Annotated in this window: 16 protein-coding genes, 6 tRNA genes and 2 rRNA genes; all 24 read right to left on the bottom strand. The window is 35.1% G+C overall.

All coding sequences use genetic code 11. The annotated features are described in order from the left end of the window. Positions 1-16 precede the first annotated feature (16 nt). Positions 17-1568: ribosomal RNA gene (locus tag SAMSHR1132_RS02455) — 16S ribosomal RNA — on the bottom strand. Between the two features lie 120 nt (positions 1569-1688). Beyond that, positions 1689-1764: transfer RNA gene (locus tag SAMSHR1132_RS02450), tRNA-Ala, on the bottom strand. A gap of 22 nt (positions 1765-1786) precedes the next feature. Further along, positions 1787-1860: transfer RNA gene (locus tag SAMSHR1132_RS02445), tRNA-Pro, on the bottom strand. A 20-nt stretch (positions 1861-1880) separates the two neighbouring features. Beyond that, positions 1881-1957 (bottom strand) — tRNA-Arg (locus SAMSHR1132_RS02440). 5 nt (positions 1958-1962) lie between these two features. Continuing rightward, positions 1963-2051 (bottom strand) — tRNA-Leu (locus tag SAMSHR1132_RS02435). 7 nt (positions 2052-2058) lie between these two features. Beyond that, positions 2059-2133, bottom strand: a tRNA-Gly gene (locus tag SAMSHR1132_RS02430). A 33-nt stretch (positions 2134-2166) separates the two neighbouring features. Further along, a tRNA-Lys gene (locus SAMSHR1132_RS02425) sits at positions 2167-2239 on the bottom strand. Positions 2240-2427: 188 nt separating this feature from the next. Then, positions 2428-2542 (bottom strand): 5S ribosomal RNA (gene rrf, locus SAMSHR1132_RS02415). A 604-nt stretch (positions 2543-3146) separates the two neighbouring features. After that, positions 3147-4634 (bottom strand): lysine--tRNA ligase, encoded by a 1488-nt coding sequence (gene lysS / locus SAMSHR1132_RS02410; RefSeq protein ID WP_001288209.1) that lies wholly within the window; start codon positions 4632-4634, stop codon positions 3147-3149. Positions 4635-5145: 511 nt separating this feature from the next. Further along, positions 5146-5625: a 2-amino-4-hydroxy-6-hydroxymethyldihydropteridine diphosphokinase gene (folK, locus tag SAMSHR1132_RS02405; RefSeq protein WP_000613713.1), complete on the bottom strand. Its 480-nt coding sequence runs from the start codon at positions 5623-5625 to the stop codon at positions 5146-5148. Then, the gene (gene folB / locus SAMSHR1132_RS02400; protein ID WP_000389574.1) at positions 5622-5987 is read right to left on the bottom strand and encodes a dihydroneopterin aldolase; all 366 of its coding nucleotides are present in this window, start codon (positions 5985-5987) and stop codon (positions 5622-5624) included. The genes folK and folB overlap by 4 nt, the downstream gene beginning before the upstream one ends. Beyond that, positions 5965-6768, bottom strand: coding sequence for a dihydropteroate synthase (gene folP, locus SAMSHR1132_RS02395; RefSeq protein WP_000167712.1), 804 nt, complete (start codon positions 6766-6768; stop codon positions 5965-5967). The genes folB and folP overlap by 23 nt, the downstream gene beginning before the upstream one ends. Before the next feature lie 238 nt (positions 6769-7006). Next, positions 7007-7939, bottom strand: coding sequence for a cysteine synthase A (gene cysK / locus SAMSHR1132_RS02390; protein ID WP_000057598.1), 933 nt, complete (start codon positions 7937-7939; stop codon positions 7007-7009). Between the two features lie 178 nt (positions 7940-8117). Then, positions 8118-8999 (bottom strand): Hsp33 family molecular chaperone HslO, encoded by an 882-nt coding sequence (gene hslO / locus SAMSHR1132_RS02385; RefSeq protein WP_000148609.1) that lies wholly within the window; start codon positions 8997-8999, stop codon positions 8118-8120. Between the two features lie 242 nt (positions 9000-9241). Continuing rightward, positions 9242-11335: an ATP-dependent zinc metalloprotease FtsH gene (gene ftsH / locus SAMSHR1132_RS02380; protein ID WP_001167894.1), complete on the bottom strand. Its 2094-nt coding sequence runs from the start codon at positions 11333-11335 to the stop codon at positions 9242-9244. Positions 11336-11593: 258 nt separating this feature from the next. Then, positions 11594-12133, bottom strand: a complete 540-nt coding sequence (hpt, locus tag SAMSHR1132_RS02375; RefSeq protein ID WP_000551279.1) for a hypoxanthine phosphoribosyltransferase — start codon at positions 12131-12133, stop codon at positions 11594-11596. Between the two features lie 4 nt (positions 12134-12137). After that, positions 12138-13433, bottom strand: coding sequence for a tRNA lysidine(34) synthetase TilS (tilS, locus tag SAMSHR1132_RS02370; protein WP_001176734.1), 1296 nt, complete (start codon positions 13431-13433; stop codon positions 12138-12140). Positions 13434-13611: 178 nt separating this feature from the next. Continuing rightward, complete coding sequence (locus SAMSHR1132_RS02365; protein ID WP_000021446.1) at positions 13612-14013, bottom strand: S1 domain-containing RNA-binding protein; 402 nt, start codon at positions 14011-14013, stop codon at positions 13612-13614. A gap of 104 nt (positions 14014-14117) precedes the next feature. Further along, positions 14118-14510, bottom strand: a complete 393-nt coding sequence (gene divIC / locus SAMSHR1132_RS02360) for a cell division protein DivIC (protein ID WP_000792416.1) — start codon at positions 14508-14510, stop codon at positions 14118-14120. A gap of 17 nt (positions 14511-14527) precedes the next feature. Further along, positions 14528-14791 (bottom strand): RNA-binding S4 domain-containing protein, encoded by a 264-nt coding sequence (locus SAMSHR1132_RS02355; protein ID WP_001234984.1) that lies wholly within the window; start codon positions 14789-14791, stop codon positions 14528-14530. Beyond that, the gene (locus SAMSHR1132_RS02350) at positions 14788-15981 is read right to left on the bottom strand and encodes a MazG nucleotide pyrophosphohydrolase domain-containing protein (RefSeq protein ID WP_000024110.1); all 1194 of its coding nucleotides are present in this window, start codon (positions 15979-15981) and stop codon (positions 14788-14790) included. The genes SAMSHR1132_RS02355 and SAMSHR1132_RS02350 overlap by 4 nt, the downstream gene beginning before the upstream one ends. Further along, positions 15981-17507, bottom strand: a complete 1527-nt coding sequence (locus SAMSHR1132_RS02345) for a polysaccharide biosynthesis protein (protein WP_000680758.1) — start codon at positions 17505-17507, stop codon at positions 15981-15983. Before SAMSHR1132_RS02345 ends, SAMSHR1132_RS02350 begins: the two co-directional genes overlap by 1 nt. Next, positions 17497-21003 (bottom strand): transcription-repair coupling factor, encoded by a 3507-nt coding sequence (mfd, locus tag SAMSHR1132_RS02340; RefSeq protein WP_000154207.1) that lies wholly within the window; start codon positions 21001-21003, stop codon positions 17497-17499. The genes SAMSHR1132_RS02345 and mfd overlap by 11 nt, the downstream gene beginning before the upstream one ends. After that, the gene (gene pth, locus SAMSHR1132_RS02335) at positions 21003-21575 is read right to left on the bottom strand and encodes an aminoacyl-tRNA hydrolase (RefSeq protein WP_000649796.1); all 573 of its coding nucleotides are present in this window, start codon (positions 21573-21575) and stop codon (positions 21003-21005) included. Before pth ends, mfd begins: the two co-directional genes overlap by 1 nt. Between the last annotated feature and the right edge of the window lie 20 nt (positions 21576-21595).

Here is a 21595-nt window from a genome sequence, read left to right as displayed (position 1 = left end):
CCGAATATATCCTTAGAAAGGAGGTGATCCAGCCGCACCTTCCGATACGGCTACCTTGTTACGACTTCACCCCAATCATTTGTCCCACCTTCGACGGCTAGCTCCTAAAAGGTTACTCCACCGGCTTCGGGTGTTACAAACTCTCGTGGTGTGACGGGCGGTGTGTACAAGACCCGGGAACGTATTCACCGTAGCATGCTGATCTACGATTACTAGCGATTCCAGCTTCATGTAGTCGAGTTGCAGACTACAATCCGAACTGAGAACAACTTTATGGGATTTGCTTGACCTCGCGGTTTCGCTGCCCTTTGTATTGTCCATTGTAGCACGTGTGTAGCCCAAATCATAAGGGGCATGATGATTTGACGTCATCCCCACCTTCCTCCGGTTTGTCACCGGCAGTCAACTTAGAGTGCCCAACTTAATGATGGCAACTAAGCTTAAGGGTTGCGCTCGTTGCGGGACTTAACCCAACATCTCACGACACGAGCTGACGACAACCATGCACCACCTGTCACTTTGTCCCCCGAAGGGGAAGGCTCTATCTCTAGAGTTGTCAAAGGATGTCAAGATTTGGTAAGGTTCTTCGCGTTGCTTCGAATTAAACCACATGCTCCACCGCTTGTGCGGGTCCCCGTCAATTCCTTTGAGTTTCAACCTTGCGGTCGTACTCCCCAGGCGGAGTGCTTAATGCGTTAGCTGCAGCACTAAGGGGCGGAAACCCCCTAACACTTAGCACTCATCGTTTACGGCGTGGACTACCAGGGTATCTAATCCTGTTTGATCCCCACGCTTTCGCACATCAGCGTCAGTTACAGACCAGAAAGTCGCCTTCGCCACTGGTGTTCCTCCATATCTCTGCGCATTTCACCGCTACACATGGAATTCCACTTTCCTCTTCTGCACTCAAGTTTTCCAGTTTCCAATGACCCTCCACGGTTGAGCCGTGGGCTTTCACATCAGACTTAAAAAACCGCCTACGCGCGCTTTACGCCCAATAATTCCGGATAACGCTTGCCACCTACGTATTACCGCGGCTGCTGGCACGTAGTTAGCCGTGGCTTTCTGATTAGGTACCGTCAAGATGTGCACAGTTACTTACACATATGTTCTTCCCTAATAACAGAGTTTTACGATCCGAAGACCTTCATCACTCACGCGGCGTTGCTCCGTCAGGCTTTCGCCCATTGCGGAAGATTCCCTACTGCTGCCTCCCGTAGGAGTCTGGACCGTGTCTCAGTTCCAGTGTGGCCGATCACCCTCTCAGGTCGGCTATGCATCGTTGCCTTGGTAAGCCGTTACCTTACCAACTAGCTAATGCAGCGCGGATCCATCTATAAGTGACAGCAAGACCGTCTTTCACTTTTGAACCATGCGGTTCAAAATATTATCCGGTATTAGCTCCGGTTTCCCGAAGTTATCCCAGTCTTATAGGTAGGTTATCCACGTGTTACTCACCCGTCCGCCGCTAACATCAGAGAAGCAAGCTTCTCGTCCGTTCGCTCGACTTGCATGTATTAGGCACGCCGCCAGCGTTCATCCTGAGCCAGGATCAAACTCTCCATAAAAAATTATGATGTTTGATTAGCTCATAATACTAAATAATGTTTGTAACTAATAGTTACGTTTTTGGAATTAACGTTGACATATTGTCATTCAGTTTTCAATGTTCATGCTTTAAAATAAAATGGTGGAGACTAGCGGGATCGAACCGCTGACCTCCTGCGTGCAAAGCAGGCGCTCTCCCAGCTGAGCTAAGCCCCCATAAAATGGAATTAAGAAGTAATCGGGAAGACAGGATTCGAACCTGCGACCCCTTGGTCCCAAACCAAGTGCTCTACCAAGCTGAGCTACTTCCCGTTATTCAAATGATTAAAAAATGGCGCGCCCGATAGGAGTCGAACCCATAACCTCTTGATCCGTAGTCAAACGCTCTATCCAATTGAGCTACGGGCGCTAAAATGGTGCCGAGGACCGGAATCGAACCGGTACGGTGATCTCTCACCGCAGGATTTTAAGTCCTGTGCGTCTGCCAGTTCCGCCACCCCGGCAAAATAATGGAGCAGAAGACGGGATTCGAACCCGCGACCCCAACCTTGGCAAGGTTGTATTCTACCGCTGAACTACTTCTGCATTATTTTGCTAATTTTTAAAAATAAATCGTAATGAGCCATAGAGGATTCGAACCTCTGACCCTCTGATTAAAAGTCAGATGCTCTACCAACTGAGCTAATGGCTCAAAATATGGTGCCGGCCAGAGGACTTGAACCACCGACCTTCTGATTACAATCAGCAGCTATACCATAGAATGAAGCCGGCAGTATGCAAGTATAAAAGGCGGATAATGATCGGGATTCGAATCCGCCGAACCCTGCAGCTAGTAAGGCAGCTGCTCTGCCAGATGAGGTAATTTTGCGATTTATCATTGCCTGGCAACGTTCTACTCTAGCGGAACGTAAGTCCAACTACCATCGACGCTAAGGAGCTTAACTTCTGTGTTCGGCATGGGAACAGGTGTGACCTCCTTGCTATAGCCACCAGACAAAATAACTTACTTATTTATGATACACGCTTAATTAATAAGGTGCAATAGTTAATTTTACACTTTGATGCGAAGATTGTCACATCAACCTTTAATACGTTTCGTCTGTTTTTGACGACTTTTATATATTACTTCATTCGATCAATAAAGTCAACACTTTTTATCAACTTTTTCAATCATCAAAACTGACGTTTCTCGTGTTTTCTAATTCATAACACTTTTAGTATTCTATCATATACATATATACAAAACCATACACATTCTATACAATTTTAAAGTACTTTTATAGCTCATTAAGATAAATTATACTATAATAGCAAATTTTGTTATACGATATCTCAATATCCACCATTTACACTTCTCTTAAGTATAATTTTATATACATACTTCCATCTTTATTTACCTAACGGCTAACTAACTCGTTCAACATTTTAAAATAGCACCTTTATCGTTAATCATTACTATTCTAAAAATAAATCGTAATTGAATTGCCCTATTTGAGAAAAATCCCTGCATACACAACTAATCAACTCCATTAAATATAATTAAAAAGAACCCTCGCATACACTTTATGCAAAGAGTTCTTTCTAACAATCAATAATAACTATTTTTGTCTCATATATGGGAATAATAATACGTCTCTGATTGATGGGGAGTCAGTCAATAGCATAACCAATCTATCAATACCGATACCTAATCCACCTGTTGGAGGCATACCATATTCTAAAGCTTCAATGTAGTCTTCATCCATTTCATGTGCCTCATCATTACCCTGAGCTTTTTCAACAAGTTGCGCTTCAAAACGTGCTCTTTGATCAATAGGATCATTTAATTCTGTAAATGCATTTGCATGCTCTCTACCAACAATAAACAATTCGAAACGATCAGTAAATCTAGGGTCCTCTGGATTCTTCTTCGCAAGAGGAGAAATATCAGTAGGATGACCATATATAAATGTTGGCTGAATAAGAGTCTCTTCTACCTTTTGTTCAAAGAACTCATTTAAAATATGTCCATACTTCATTGTATCTTTTATTTCGATGCCATGTTCTTTCGCTAATTCTTTAGCTTCTTCATCACTAGTTACATTATAAAAATCTACACCTGTAGCTTCTTTAACAGCATCAACCATATGCAATCGTGTCCATGGAGATTCTAAATCAATCGTTTCTCCTCCATATTGTACTTTAGCAGATCCTAATACTTCATTAGCAATATGTCTTACCATTGATTCAGTTAAATCCATAATATCATTATAATCTGCATATGCTTCATATAGCTCAATCATTGTAAATTCTGGGTTATGTCTAGTTGATACACCTTCATTACGGAATACTCTTCCAATTTCATATACTTTCTCAAGTCCACCAACAATCAAACGTTTTAAATGTAACTCTATTGCAATACGCATGTATAATGTTGCATCTAACGCATTATGATGGGTTACAAACGGTTTAGCAGCTGCACCACCAGCAATTTGATGCATCATAGGTGTCTCAACTTCTAAGAAACCTTTATTATTTAAATAATTTCGCATTTCTTGAATGATTTTACTGCGATTTATAAATGTACGCGTACTATTTTCATTAGTAATTAAATCCAAATATCTTTGACGGTATCTTTGTTCAATATCTTGCAAGCCGTGGAATTTATCCGGTAATGGTCTTAAAGATTTAGCAAGCAAGGTAAATTTTTTGGCTTTAACGGACAATTCACCTGTGTTTGTTTTAAACATTACACCTTCAACACCAACAATGTCTCCTAAATCTGCAATTTTCCATATATCAAATTGCTCATCACCAACTTGGTCTTTACGAACATAAATTTGGATTTGTCCAGCTAAATCTTGAACATGTGCAAATCCAGCCTTACCTTTACCACGTTTTGTCATAAGTCGTCCAGCTATAGATACGTGACTTTCCTCTTCTTTTTCAGCCAATTCTTCTTTAGAGTATTTATCCCATTCTTCTTTCAAATCACTAGATAAACCTGAACGATTAAATTTAGAGCCAAACGGATCTATCCCCAAATCATATAATTCTTGTAACTTTTGACGTCTTACTAGCATTTGGTCATTCATTTCTTCTGACATAACATTCTCTCCTTTAAACTTGTTGTAAACCTTTGTATTTCAATTGATAAGCTCAAACATTCTTCTTGAAAGTTTTGTAAAATACCAATCTTTTATTGCTCAGTATTCACCTTATTAGAGGTTCTATGCGTTTCATCATATTTAACTTAAGATATGATAGTAGACACATCTTTAAATCTATAACTCCAATTTTATCACTTTTTAATTTTACAAGACGATTTAAATGTAATAAAGTAATTTCTATTGTTCTAATATGATTTATTTACTTAATAACACTTGTCTACTCAAAATAATACAGATATTCCACTACCTCTATATCTAAAATACAAAGAAACAGTTATATTCTATTTATAGCAACCATTTATTACATACTGTAATATTCATATACTAATTCTGTAACGAATAACTATACAGCTAATCAAAAACTAATATTTTCATTTTAATTAATGATATAAAATTAATAACAAGACCGGTACAATATTCACAATTTTCGATTGAGATTATTCTTTAGTTACAGCTTATACAATACTACGCTTTCATCATTAGGTACTAAATCCTTTATTTTCAGATTCGAACGAGGTTCTATAACATCTGTAGCAATATCATTTAAAGGAATTAAAACAAATGCACGTTCATTCATTCTTGGATGTGGTACTGAAAGATTCGGCAATTCTGTAATTTCATTCCCGTATAATAAAATATCTACATCTATTGTCCTTGGACCCCATCGCTCTTTCCTAACACGATGTAAACGCGCTTCGACATCTAAGCAACGTTCTAATAATTCTGATACTGAAAGTGTTGTTTCAATTCCAATACATAAATTCAAAAAGTTAGGCTGCTCGGTATAGCCTACTGGTGCAGTTTCATATATCGAAGAAACCTTTAATACATCGATACCATCATATTCGTTCAACATCTTTATAGCTTCATTAAGTTGATTTTCTCTGTCACCAATATTACTACCTAAACCTAAATATGCTTGAATCATAAATTCACCCTCACTATTTCGATACCAACACCATCATAATGTCCTGGTATTGGTGGATTTTCTTTAGTGATTTTCACTTTCGTTTCCATTACACGATTATATTGTGAATTTATTCGTTTTGCAATACGTTCAGCTAGATGCTCAAGTAAATTTACCGGCTCACCTTCCATGATCAATTTAACCTCTTCAAAAACTTCACCATAATGAACTGTGTCAACAACATTGTCAGTTCGTCCTGCTTCAGCCAAATCTACTTTCAACGTTACATCTACTTTGAAAATTTGTCCGATTTCATTTTCAGCTGATAAAGCACCATGATATCCATAAAAGCGCATTCCTTTAAGAAAGATTTTGTCTTCCATTTTCATTCTCCTTTAAAAAATCTATACCTTTAGCTAGTTTCGCATTTAACCCAACATTGTGTACGCGTACTGCTTTAACGCCTTTCATAATACCATAAGCTGTCGTAGCAGCAGTCACTTCATCTCTTTCAACTGGCGTTGTATCATAACCCATCATCTCTTTTGTAAATCTCTTTCGGCTGGTTGCTAATAAAATAGGATACTCCGTAGCTACAAGTTCATCCAGTCTTGACATTACTTCCGCTTCTTCATCTCTAGTTTTAGCGAAACCAATTCCCGGATCAAGCCATATTTTATCTGCACGAATTCCTGCAAGTTTAGCTTGATGCGCCTGGGCCAACAATGAAGTAAGCATTTCTTCGATAACTGGTTCATCACGCTCACCATTACCATTATGCATTAAAACTATTTCTGCATCATATTTAGCAACAACTTGAAACATTCGTTTATCATAGAGCCCCGCCCATTGATCATTAATCATATCTACGCCTAACTTCAAGCATGCCTCAGCAACTTCACTTCTAAATGTATCAACTGAAATTTTTACATCAAAACCAACAATTGCCTCAACGACTGGTAAAACTCTATTAATCTCTTCTTCCAAAGTAATCATTTCATGTCCTGGTCGTGTCGAAACACCCCCAACATCTATGATATCAACACCTTCATCCATCATGCACTTCACCCTATTTATTGCAGATTCAACATCGTTAAATTTACCACCATCTGAAAATGAATCAGGTGTAACATTTAATATGCCCATAATTTCTGTTTTAGTCATCTTAATCATCCTTTAATTATGTATGTAATTTAACTTTAAGGTTAAGTCTATATATTCTGACTTACACCGTTTAATATGTACGTCTATTATATTAACATTCACTAAGCAGTTTTTTCAGAAAAATGTTTTAATGAAGGTATATCTTTTCAAATGCATCAAATAAATCCGAGAATTAAAGCTCCATAAAAAAAGAGCAAGCAATCCTCAAAGGACAGCTCACTCATATAATTGATATTAATTAGTCATCGAAAGAATATAAAGGTGTTGATAAGTAACGTTCACCATTACTTGGTAATACAGTTACTACCGTTTTTCCTTTACCTAATTCTTTCGCTTTTTGAATAGCGGCATATATCGCAGCACCAGATGAAATACCTGCTAAAATACCTTCTTCTTTAGCAACACGACGAGACATTTCCATCGCTGTGTCATTACCTACTTTAATAATACTATCATATATTTCTGTATTCAAAGTACCTGGAATAAATCCAGCACCTAAACCTTGTAATTTATGCGGACCAGGCTCACCACCACTTAAAACTGGAGATGCTTCAGGCTCTATAGCAACAATTTCAATATTAGGGTATTCTTTTTTTAGAACTTTACCAACACCAGATAACGTACCACCAGTACCTACACCAGCTAAGAACGCATCGATATTTTTACCTTCAAATTGTTGTAACAACTCAGGACCTGTAGTCAACTCATGTACCTCAGGGTTTGCTGGATTTTCAAATTGTTGCGGTTCAAAATAACCATGTTCTTCTTTTAATTCTTTAGCTTTTTTAATTGCACCTTTCATCGCTTCTGATCCAGGCGTTAAAACTAATTCTGCACCATATGCTTTTAATAAATTACGGCGCTCTTGACTCATTGTTTCAGGCATTGTAAATACTGCTTTATATCCTTTAGCAGCACATACAAATGCTAAACCGATACCTGTATTACCACTAGTTGGTTCTACAATTGTGTCGCCAGGCTTAATTTTGCCTTCTCGTTCAGCTTTTTCAATCATCGCTAACGCAATTCTATCTTTAACAGAACCACCTGGATTTTGATATTCCAATTTCACATAAACGTCTGCTGCATTTTCATCTACTACATTTCTCAATTTGACTACTGGTGTACCACCAATAATTTGAGTAATATTATCTACTGGTTTTTGTGCCATTAAAACCACTCCTTTTTAGTTAGTTGTCGAAATCTTAGTTTGTTTATCGGATATAAAATTATTTTATCAAATAAAATCTAGAAAGCAAACAAAAATACTAAGAATTATACAACTATTTAGTTCTACATTTCACTAAACCGCTAAAAATAAACATTTTAGCGTATTGCTTTAAATTAAATTATGCTAAACTTTCTAGCAACTGGTTCAATTCTTCCTCAGAATATTTATATTTATTTCCACAGAAATGACATACTGCTTCTGCGCCATGATCTTCTTTAATCATATTTTGAATTTCTGCCTCGCCTAATCCTTTAATAGCATTTAAAAATTTCTCATGACTACAGTTACATTCAAATTGAACTGGCATTTTTTCTAAAATTTGTACATGCTCTTCACCTAAAATTTCATTTAATAACCCTTCAGGTGTTAAACCTTGTTCAATTAATTTAGACACTGGTGTCATTTCACTAATAGCTTTTTCTAGCTTCACAATAGTTTCTTCTTTTGCACCAGGCATTACTTGAATAATAAAGCCACCAGCTGCCTTAATCGTGTTATCAGGATTTACAAGTACACCAAGTCCTACTGATGAAGGCGTTTGTTCACTTGTAGCATAATAATAAGTAAAGTCTTCACCTAGTTCACCCGAAACAATCGGACTCGCTCCAGAGAAGTAATCTTTCATGCCAACGTCTTTTACAACCATAATAGATCCATTTGTACCAACTGCTCGTCTAACATCAAGTTTACCTTGCTCATTTAATGGAAAATGCGTTTGTGGGTGATCTACATATGCGCGCACCTCACCTTTAGCATTAGCGTCAGCAATGATACGCCCAATAGGCCCTTGACCATCTACCGTGACTGTTAATTTTTGATCACCTTTTAACATGGCGCCCATCATTGCTGTTGCTGTCATTGTTCGTCCCATTGCAGCAGATGCTGTCGGCCATGTATAATGTCTCGTTTGTGCTTCTTGAACTGTTTCAGTAGTCAAAGCTGCATATGCCCTAATTTCCCCATCAAATGCTAACGCTTTAACAATATAATCATGTGTCATTATTTCAATCTCCTCTATTACTCTATATTTTAAAAATTATTTTACTTCCTAAAATGCAACAATTGTATATATTCTACACCCATCATTATAAATAATGAAGTAACTTGTTTGATAGTCACTTCATCCTACAACGATTTTATCTTTTACTATAAAACTGCTAAACAACTTTCTAACTATTTAAAACACTAAAAAGTACCTCTTCCTATTACATAATCATAGAAAGAGGTACTAAATATAATTAATTATTTATTGTCTGGGTGATTTGGATCATAAGGTTTTTCGATATTAGGCGCTTGTTGATGTGCTGGCTCATCATTGTCATGAGATTTATCAGCTTCTTTTCTATCTTCAGCAATATCTTTTTCTTCTTTACGATCTTCTTTTTCTTCACGTCGACCTTCTTCTAATTGCTCTTTACGAATTTCTTCATAAGATTTACCAAATTTACCATCGTTAAATTCAGAACCCTCATCTTTAACAACTTTAGCTGCATCATAATCTATTTCAGGTAATTTACCTTCATAGAATAATGATTGAATTTGTTCAGCAACTAATGTTTCTTCTGTTAATAATGTTTCAGCAATTAAAATTAACTGTTCTTTGTGCTCTAATAAAATTTGTTTACAACGTTCGTATTGTTCTTTAACGATTCGTTGAACTTCTTTATCTATTTCATAAGCAATTTGACTTGAATAATTAGGTTCACCTTGCATGTCTTTACCTAAGAACACTTGTCCGTTGCTATGACCGAATTGTAATGGTCCTAGCTTTTTACTCATACCATATTGTGTAACCATTGATCGTGCAATTTGTGTAGCACGTTCAAAGTCATTTGACGCACCAGTTGAAACTTCATTAAAGTTAATATCTTCTGATACTCGTCCACCAAGTAGACCACAAATTTTATCTAATAACTCTTGTTCAGTCATTAAGAAGCGATCTTGTTTTGGTAACATCATAGCATATCCACCAGCTTGACCACGTGGTACGATAGTAACTTTATGAACAACCTCTGCCTCATCAAGTACCATACCGATAATTGTATGACCAGCTTCATGATGTGCAACGATATTACGTTCTTTCTTAGAAATAACACGAGATTTCTTAGCAGGACCAGCAATAACTCTATCCGTTGCTTCTTCGATATCTCTCATGTCAATTTTCTTCTTACCTTCACGTACAGCAATTAACGATGCTTCGTTTAACAAGTTTTCTAAATCAGCACCAGAGAATCCTGGTGTGCGTTGTGAAATAGCTTTTAAGTCTACAGTTTCATCAAGTGGTTTATTCTTAGCATGGACATGAAGAATTGCTTCACGACCTTTTACATCTGGACGACCAACTTGAATTTGTCTATCAAAACGACCTGGACGTAATAACGCTGGATCTAGAATATCTGGACGGTTTGTAGCAGCTATCATAATGATACCTTCATTTTCACCAAAGCCATCCATTTCAACTAATAATTGGTTTAATGTTTGTTCACGTTCATCATGACCGCCACCTACACCAGCGCCACGTTGACGACCAACAGCATCAATTTCATCGATGAAAATGATACAAGGTGCATTTTTCTTAGCATTATCAAACAAGTCACGTACACGACTCGCACCAACACCAACGAACATCTCAACGAAGTCTGAACCACTAATTGAGAAGAATGGGGCACCCGCTTCACCAGCAACCGCTCTTGCTAGTAATGTTTTACCTGTACCTGGAGGTCCAACAAGTAAGACACCTTTAGGTATTCTTGAACCCATTTCTTTAAATTTCTTGTTGTCTTTTAAGAAATCTACAATTTCAATTAGCTCTTGCTTTTCTTCATCAGCACCTGCTACATCAGAGAAGCGAACTCGACGTTTATTATTATCGTACATTTTCGCTTTGGATTTACCAAAGTTCATCATACGACCGCCACTACCGCCACCTTGTGCTTGGCTTAGGAAGAAAATAAATAATAACGCGATAACAACAACTGGAATTAATGTTGAAAGTGTACTTACAAAGACACTTTGTTTTTCTTCTTCTTTAATCGTTAATTTTACACCGTTTTGCTTCTTAGCAGCATCTGTAATTTTTTGTAATTCTTTTTCATTGTTATATAAAATAGTTGATGAATAATCTTCATCATTTTTCGTCTTACCACTTACCATATACACATTTTGTTGTGGTTGGATTTCTAATGTTTTAAGGTCACCCTTTTCCAACTTCTCAGTAAACTGATTATATGTAAGCTGTTTCGGCATATTTCCATTACCGTTTAAATATGAAAATAGACCAAAAATAATAACGCCTATTATTACGATAACTAGCACATTGCGAAAAGCTTTCTGCATGCGTCATTTCCTCCTACTTCCCATAATAAAACTAACAAGAATTGTAACACATTACATATTTTGTAAGCTAGTAATTGAGCTTACTATCAATAACATTCACATCTTTTGTCAATTTTATCAATTTCTATATTTTTCCAACTTTGTAAGACATATGTCTTGTTTAAAATTAAATATTTATGAAATACATTTTTCATATTTTTGAGTCTACACTATTCTTACTCAAAGGCATAGTAATAATAACTGAAATTGATTAAAAATTTAATTTGAATATACTTCAGGTTTTAACGTACCAATATATGGTAAGTTTCTATATAACTCGCGATAGTCTAAACCGTATCCAACAACAAATTCATCCGGAATTTTTTTACCAACGTACTTAGCTTCAATATCAGCTTTACGACGATTCGGCTTATCTAGTAATGTAACTATTTCTAATGAATTAACTTTTCTAGATTGCAATAATTCAGTAATTGACTTAAGTGTCGTACCAGTCTCTAAAATATCTTCAATGATTAAGACATCTTTATTTTCAATAGAAGAACCTAAATCTTTAATAATTTGTACCTCACCAGTTGATTCAGTACCACCGTGATAACTTGAAACATCCATGAAATCAATTGATAGATGTGTATCGATGCGCTTAATTAAATCTGACATAAACATTGCTGAACCTTTTAAAATTCCAACACATACTAATGGTTTATCTTTGTAGTCCTTTGTTAATTGCGCTCCCAATTCTTTACAGATATTTTGGATATCTTCTTCAGTTAACAATACTTCCTTTAAATCATTATGCATAACGCTATTCATCTCCATTTTTACTAATTATAATCCATTGCTTTAATTGTTGTTGTTGATATAAATCCCCTACCGCAATAATGCGTTGCTGTTTATCCAATATAACTGGAATTTGATCACGAAACCACTGAGGTACTTTCTGATCTATAAACAAGCGATTAACTTTCTTATAACCATCACGCCCATTAAGTTTAAATGTATCACCACTTTTTCTTGTCCTCACTGTAAGTGGAAATAAACTTTTTGGTAAATTAGAATGTATCTCTAATAGATATTTGTCAAAAATATAATTACCTGGCTTATCAATAATTTGAACTCTAAAATATGTATCGCCATTATTTTTAGCCATTATTATTAATTTACCATATGCGATTTGAATTATCCATTTTTCTGTAAGATTAATGCTGAATTGCGCTTTCTTACTTTTAAATTGTTGAAACCAATCATCATACGTTCTATCACTAATATTAAATAACTTGAAATGTTTAGATAAAACGCGATCAAATATAACCATTTTTAAATGCTCCGGTAAATCATTAAAAACTTGTCTCGGCATTTCTAATTTCATTAACTGTTCGTCAAACTTCACAAACTCTGTAATAAATTGCGTCGCTTTACGTTGTAAAATATCATACTGCTCATCGTGCCAATGTTTTAATTTTAATAAATGCGAAACTTTAAGTTGCTCATTTTCATCAATAGCTGGAATGATTCTATTTCGTATGTCATTTCTAACATATTTATTATCTTGATTAGACGCATCTTCATAATATGGTATTTCGTTCTCAACCTGGAATTGTTGAATTTCATTTTTAGAAACAGTTAATAACGGACGATAAATATAATAACCTTCCCGTTTAGAAAGTTCATCTATACCCAACCTATTACGCGTTGATTTCCCACTAAAAACACGGTACATGATTGTTTCAAGTTGATCGTCTAGGTGATGTGCTGTTAATAAGACATCCGCTTCTAAAGCCACCATCATCTCATCAAACCATTGATATCGTTTAATTCGAGCTTCATTTTGTATACTTATATTTCTATCTAAACTATGGGATAAATCTAATTTCTTAATATGTAAATCTATGTGATGTCGTTTACAATATGCCGTTAAAAATTGACCTTCTTCTTCTGATGCTAACCTAACACCATGATTAACATGTAAACAAGTCAACCGTCTATAGCTATCTTTGTATTCATTTAGGAGTTGGTACAATAAGCACATACTATCAATTCCTGTAGAAACAGCAACAACAAGATGATCATCTCTATGCCAACCACTACTATTCAACTGCATATCCACACCTCATTCTTTACAATTTTCAAATGTTCGAATTTCTATTTATATCATAACAAATAAAAAGAGACTGCTCCTTATTTAAGAAACAGTCTTAGATGTTCTTTATACGCAATCACTGTCATGATGCATGCATTCTAAATTTATTCCTTATCGAAACAGTCTTTATTTATTTTAATTAACGTCTAGAACCTTTACCACCGCGTCTAGATTCTGTTTGACGTTTGATTGAAGTTAATTTGTCTTCACTATCTTTTAAGAAATTGCTTAATTTCTTTTCAAAATCTTCGGCTTTTTGTACTGGTTTATGATGACTTGGTTTACTTGTATGTTGTCTTCGTGGACGATCTTTCGCTTTTTTAATTGAAAGACTAATTTTGCCATCGTCAGCAATTGATAATACTTTTACGTCGACTTCATCACCTACAGTTAAGTGCTCTTCTACGTTTTCAACATAATTATCTGCTACTTCACTAATGTGAACTAAACCACTTTTTCCTTCAGGTAATTCTACGAATGCACCAAACTTTTTGATACCAGTGACTTTACCTTTAAGCTTATTTCCAACTTCGATTGACATATGCTAAATAAATCCTCCCGATTTGATTCGATTTTTCCTTATTATATCCTTGTTTGAGTTTTTTCACAATGTCTATACTCGTATATTTTTTGTTCATTTTCGAATTATTTTTTTGACGAATCAGAGTTTGACGAACCCTTGTCATTAGGAAGTCTAAATATTACTTCCCCTTTATTGCTTAGATAATAATCATCACGGGCAATTTTTTCAATATAATCTTTGTCATTTAGATTATTCAATTTCTCTTTTAATGCTATTTCTTCATTTTGTTGTTTTTGAAATTGCTCTTCTTTCGCTTTTCGTTCTTGTGCATCAACATCATTACGGTGTTTTTGGACAACAAGCAAGATTGATAAAATAATAATTATCGCAAGTAATACACCCGCGAAAACCGTAATTCGCCTACGAACAACACGCATTTTCATTTTTTGACGTTGTTTTTTCTTATTTTCTTGTGATGTATACTGATTTTCTATATGTTCTACTTTATTTTTCATTGCTTGTCACCTCCAATTTACACTTCATTAAGTCTTTGCTCTTCAATAATTTCATACATCCCCTTTGCATTATCTTTAGATGCATGTTCATTTAATGCTGTTACTTTTACAGTTACTAATTTTTGACCGAAGCGAATCGTTAAGACGTCTTCCACTTTGACATCAGATCCAGCTTTAGCAATATTACCATTGATTGTAATTCGTCCTTGGTCGCTTACTTCTTTAGCTAACGTACGTCTTTTAATTAGTCGCGAAACTTTCAAATATTTGTCTAACCTCATTTATTGCGCTCCCCCTTCTCTAACCATTGTTTCAACTCAGCTTCATCTAATGATTTATCTTTAGTCTCTTCGTATAAGTTTAAAAAATGCTCAGCAAACACTTTTTCAAATTTAACTCTTGATTGCTTACCTTCAGCTTCTTTAGCCTTAGTCCATATCTCTTTTAAATCTTCAATCGATTCAGCATGTGCATTGCCAAATATATGTGGATGCCTATGAATCATTTTAGTATTTAAACCCGTAATGACTTCTTTTATATCCATATACCCTTCTTTTTTACCAATACTTGTATGCAATAACACTTGTAATAAAATATCTCCTAGCTCTTCAATCATATGCCAATCATCTTCATTGTCAATAGCTTCGAATAATTCAAAGGTTTCTTCAAGTAAATATCGTTTTAAAGTATCGTGCGTTTGCGCTTTATCCCATGGGCAACCTTTTTCATCATCAACTAAAGTATCAATCACCTCAGTTGCGAAATCAAAGTCATTATACAAATAAGATTGTGTTGTTATTTTGGGAATAAATACACTAGTTAAATTATTGAACGCCTTTTCATCGTGATCTAATTCATATAAAGGGCAAGTCACAACGTTTTCAGCACCATTGCTGTGTGCACCCGTGACAATTTGAACAGGATAATCATCAGGATAACGTTCCATTAACGTAATTTTTAAATCAGCAGCTACCATCGCACTGTACACTTGAGTAATCAATGTATGAGTTCTAACATTCAATGTCACTTCTTGCAAAGATGTAGCATCTAACAAGGTAAATCCATCGTTCGGATCAATATTTACTGCTTCAAACACGTCATCTATAAAGCTTTTCCCACCTAAAATCTCTACATTAATATTAGCATGATTATCCGCAAATGCTTGCAATTTAACTGTCGTTGTCTCAGCAACCCTAGGATGTCCCGGAACCGCATAGACAATATCTTTTTCAGAAGAGAGCGCGACCAATTTCTCTACAATTTCATCATAGACATCTTCAAACTGATCATGTTTTTCATAAACGTGATCAAAACTTTCAAATGCCAATTCATCTTTCAAAGACTGAACAACCGGATGGTCAATCGTCCTAGCATAGACAATGTCCTGTGCCTTCAAAAATTTATAAATACCTAGTGGTAAATCGTCTATATCATAATTACCTAAGCCAACAATCGTAATGGTATTTGCCATCAACGTCTTCCTTTCTTCATCTGATACAATTTTGAACCGAATGGTAAATAAGTCAACTCTTTGTACGTCAGTACATTGAATTTAAAAATATAGTAAAACAATGCTGCAATACCTAAAAAAGCTGCACATAATAATTCAATAAGTCCAGTTATTCGACCGTGTGTGACCACGATAAATAAAACGAGTTGGACAACTATTGACATGAATATCATGCCGATAACGACATTTATGAAAAATCGTCGCATCGCATACAGATGATACTTTTTAGTTACAGCAATGTGAATAATTGCACCGAATATAATTAATGATACAACAGTACTTATACTTGCACCAATAATGCCACTTGAACGAATTAAAATTATATTAAATAAAAATTTAACTATTAATCCTGAAGTCATACCAATAAATATAGGTCTCACAGCATGTTGTGCTTGTAGCAATGCCATATCCATCATAATTAAAGATACACAAATCACTGTAAGCATATAAATACTTAATGTTAACGTTAAATCATTTGTTTTAAAAAATACGCTATTCATCAAAGGTAATAAATTGATTAATCCGATACCGGCTGCTGTACTAATTAAAATTGTAATTTTCAAAGAAGCATTTGCATAACGATTCATTAATACATGCTTTTTCATTTTAATCGCATCACTTAGCAAAGGGATTAACGCAAAACTAAACGTTGTCGTTACAATTAAGCCCATTTGAATAAATGAGGCGCCTCGATCATAAACACCTTTTTCAGTAATAGCAATATTAAATGGCACACGCGTTGCTTGTAATGAATGAATGATCGTTACACTATCAATTACTTGCCACAAAATAACTATGAGTTGACTTATCGCAAAAATTAGAATTGAAAGCATAAGCTGCTTCCAAGCTATCTTGGCATTATTATTTACTAATTTGAATTTAAAAGGTCTATGTGCAATTAAGTATATCGATGAACCTAGAAATCCAATTGTTGATGCTAAAATAGCAATGGTACCAGCTTCATAGATATTCCACCCTTTATCTATAAAAATAACGATAGTTCCGATAATGATACCTACTCGAATCACTTGTTCTATAACCTGGGAAATAGCTGGAACCGTCATATTATTTGCAGTTTGGTAATATCCTCTTAAAACACCTAGCATACCTATAAATATAAAGCTTAAACTTGCAGCCTGTATCATTGAAGTCAAATGAATGTCTCCCATAATCTGAGCAATATGTTTTGCAAACGCAAAGATTAAAACAAATATCGATATACCAATCATTTGAATGTATATGCACGCTTTCGCAAATGCATGGTCATTATGATTTTGACCTATGCTTTGTGTAATTGCACTTGGAATAGCATTCATGGACAATATCATACCTAATGCTACGATAGGATACACTTGTTGATAGGCATATAAACCTGTATCACCTAATATATTTTGATATGGAATCCGATACACAGCACTTAGAATTTTTATAACAATTAATGCAGCAGTTAATACAACAACGCCATTAAATGCCTCTTTATGCTTCATCACTTATTCTCATACTTTCTTCGATACATCTCACTAGAAACTTAAGACTATCTAGCCATTGATTTTGTTTCGTTAATGTTATCGTCATTTCATTATTTTGTACGCCAACTTTCATTGTTCTACCTAGGGGTTGTGTGGCTTTAAACAACACTTCACCATCAATGTTTTCAGTAGCTTTTACAGATAAATGAATATCAATTGTTTTTCCTTTATCTTTAATTAACGTAATACCTGCATGCAGTGCATGTACTTTTATTTCTACAATATCGAGTAAACGTTCAACTTCAACCGGATAATCATTAAAACGATCGATCAACTCATCTTTAATATCCATGATTTGCTCATGTGTTTCTGTTTTACGTAGTTTTTTATAAATTTCAATCTTAGCTTGCTCATTTGTTATATACTCAGTAGGTAAATATGCATCTAAGTTTAAATCAACTTCAACTTCTGGCACATCAGGTTCCGGTTCTTTAATACCGCGTTTTTCATTTACAGCTTCTTCTAACATTTGGCTATATAAATCAAATCCAACTGTGTCAATAAAGCCATGTTGTTGCTTACCTAATAAGTTACCTGCACCACGTATATTTAAGTCACGCATTGCAATCTTAAATCCAGAACCCAATTCTGTAAACTCTTTAATAGCTTGCAATCGGTCTTCAGCCGTTTCAGTTAACACTTTGTTTGCTGGATGTAAGAAATAGGCATATCCAATTCGACTTGAGCGCCCAACACGACCTCTTAATTGATACAATTGACTTAATCCAAAACGATCTGCGTCTTCAATGATTAAAGTATTCGCATTTGGAACATCGACACCAGTTTCTATAATCGTTGTCGTAACCAAAATGTCATATTCATTATTGATAAAACTTAACATCGTTTCTTCTAAATCTCGTTCCGTCATTTGACCATGAGCAACTGCGATATTAGCATCAGGCATTAACATTTGAAGCTGTTCACGCTTTTCATAAATAGATTGCACTTTATTGTACAAGTAAAACACTTGTCCGCCACGAGACAATTCTCTCTCTAACGCTTCTTTAATAAAACTCATATTTTGTTCTAACACATATGTTTGTACTGGAAAACGATTTTCAGGTGGCGTTTCAATTACTGACAAATCACGTACACCTAACATACTCATATGAAGTGTTCTCGGTATAGGCGTTGCCGTTAAAGTTAATACATCAACATTGTGTTTTAATGTCTTGATGCGTTCTTTATGACGAACACCAAAACGCTGTTCTTCGTCGACAATTAATAACCCTAAATCTTTATATTGGATATCTTTGCTGAGCAACTTATGTGTACCAACAACAATGTCAACGAAACCAGTCTTAAGTCCTTCTTTTGTTTGTTTGATTTCTTTAGGCGTTCTAAAGCGACTCATTAATTGAATTTCAACTGGAAAATCCTGCATACGCTCAATTAATGTTTCATAATGCTGTTGCGCTAAAATAGTTGTAGGTACTAAAAACGCAACTTGTTTCCCTTCCATTACAGCTTTGAATGCTGCTCGAACTGCGACTTCGGTTTTACCATAACCAACATCACCACATAATAGGCGATCCATTGGGCGTGATTTTTGCATGTCCTCTTTAATTTCATCAATAGATTTTGCTTGGTCTGGCGTAAGTTCATACGGAAAATCTAATTCAAATGTAGTTTGCTCAGCAGTGTCAGGTCCAAATTGATAACCTTCCGCCATTTCTCGTTCTTTATAAAGATCGATTAACTCTTCAGCAATATCTTCAACGCTTTGTTGAACTTTAGCTTTCGTTTTTTTCCACTCACTACCGCCAAGTTTGTTTAATTTCGGCGTCTTATCTTCTGAAGCTACATATTTTTGAACTTGATCCATTTGATCAACAGGTACAAACAATTGATCCGTACCTTTATACTGTAATTTAATGTAATCACGATGTGTTTGTCCGACTTCTAGAGTTTCAACACCTAGATATCTACCCACACCATGATGTACATGGACAATATAATCCCCTACATTTAAATCTTGGTACGACTTTATTTTTTCAGCATTTGAAATAGCTTTTGTACGTTTTCGTTGCTTTTTCTGTTTCGATTTAAAAAGCTCTCGTTCAGTTATAACAACTAGTCCCATATCTGGTAATTCGAATCCTTCTGACAAACTACCTTCAATAATGACGGCCTGCCCTGCCAACATTGAGCTGTGCATGTTTGTAACTGAAGGAATATGCATTTCACTTAACATTGCTTGCATGCGTTCAACTTTCGTTTCAGTCTCAACTAACACAACGATACGGTAATTCTGATTGACATAACGTTGGAATTCTGAGCGCATAATATCATATTGACCATAAAATTGTTGTACAGGTTTACATGAAAATTTAATAATATGACTTAGTTTTATCGGCATTGTTGTTGCAAATAATGAAAAATAAGTAGCCGGATAGCCTTCAATCAATGTTTCAAAATCATCATATTTTATAAAACTTTGTCCAATAAAGCCATTACCACTTTCAATAATATTACTTATAAATGCATCTGATTCTGTAGTAAGACTTTCCTCAGTTTCTTTTATGCGATTAAATTCATCAATAGCAACAATTGCATCTTTTTGAAAATAATCTATAATTGTCGAAGGTTTATCATACATAAATGCCACTAAACGTCGTAGTATTTGATGATCAAAATAAGTACTTTCGAACAATTTAAAACTCTCATATGTTTCTTTCAAATCATTACGTACTGATTTATCAATTTTTGGTCTCGTATTTTCATAAGCCGCTTTCAGTTCTGCTTTAAGATGATTAATCACTTCATCTGTAATGATATAATCACTTGCAGTTGTAATATCAACTTCCTCTGTATTATCTTTTGAACGCTGTGTTTCAACATCAAAATCTCGAATCGAATCAATTTCAGTATCGAAAAGTTCAATTCTAACAGGTTGCCCAATAAGTGGAAAAATATCAATGATACCACCGCGCAATGAAAATTCGCCGATATGAGAAACAACCGATTCTCGTTTATACCCCATATTAACCAATTTATTAAGCAATTGATCCACGTCGATATCATCGCCAACTCGCAATGTCATTTGATGACTTTGCCACATTTCTACTGGCGTCAACCACTTTTTCAAGCCATTAAGAGGAACGATAAATAACCCTTTCTTACCTTGAGCTAACGCAGTTAATGTTCTAATACGTTCACTCATCAGTTGAGGGCTTTGTGTTGAAAATTCTTCAGTCATAATATCCTGTACTGGATACTTATATAATTCCTCTGCATCTACGAATTGTAACAAGTCTGTTTCTAATTTATCCGCTTGATATAAATTGTTAGTAATTAATAGTAACTGTTGATTGCTTTGTGTATATTTTTCAGCAATCATCGCCACTTTTGCTGACGGGGAAAGTCCAGTTACTAATGTATTTTCTCGTCCAAATACCTGATTAAGTTCTTGAAAATGATTATTTTCTTGAATAAACGTTGTTAATATTGTCATTACTTTACTTCACCATTGAATTCATTCATTACGCGATCAAAACGTGATGTTTCAATAAACGTTTCAATGGCACGCGCTGAATGTTCGATAACTTTTTCCATTGTTATCATTTCATCTTGTGAAAATCGTTGCAACACATAATCAGGAACAGACATACCGTTCGTTGGTCTTCCCACACCAATACGAACACGTTTAAATTGATCTGTACCAAGCATTTTGATGATTGATTTCATACCATTATGTCCGCCGGCACTACCTTTATGTCTTAAACGAACCTGTCCTTGTTCCAAATCTAAATCATCATATAGTACAATTAAATCTTCCGGATCAACATTGTAATAATCCATAATCGGTGCAACTGCTTCACCTGACAAATTCATCATTGTCATTGGTTCGATAAATAACACTTTATCTCCATTCATTCGTTCAATTGTATATGCACCTTTAAACTTTTGTTTATCTAATGTAAAGTTATTTTTCTCTAAAATATAATCAACGACTTCGAAGCCGATATTATGTCTTGTAAGTTCAAATCGTTTACCTATATTACCTAGACCTACAATACATTTCATGCGTGTTTACCTCCAACATA

Source organism: Staphylococcus argenteus, assembly GCF_000236925.1.
GTDB classification, from domain to species: domain Bacteria; phylum Bacillota; class Bacilli; order Staphylococcales; family Staphylococcaceae; genus Staphylococcus; species Staphylococcus argenteus.
This window is presented reverse-complemented; position numbering and strand designations above follow the sequence as displayed.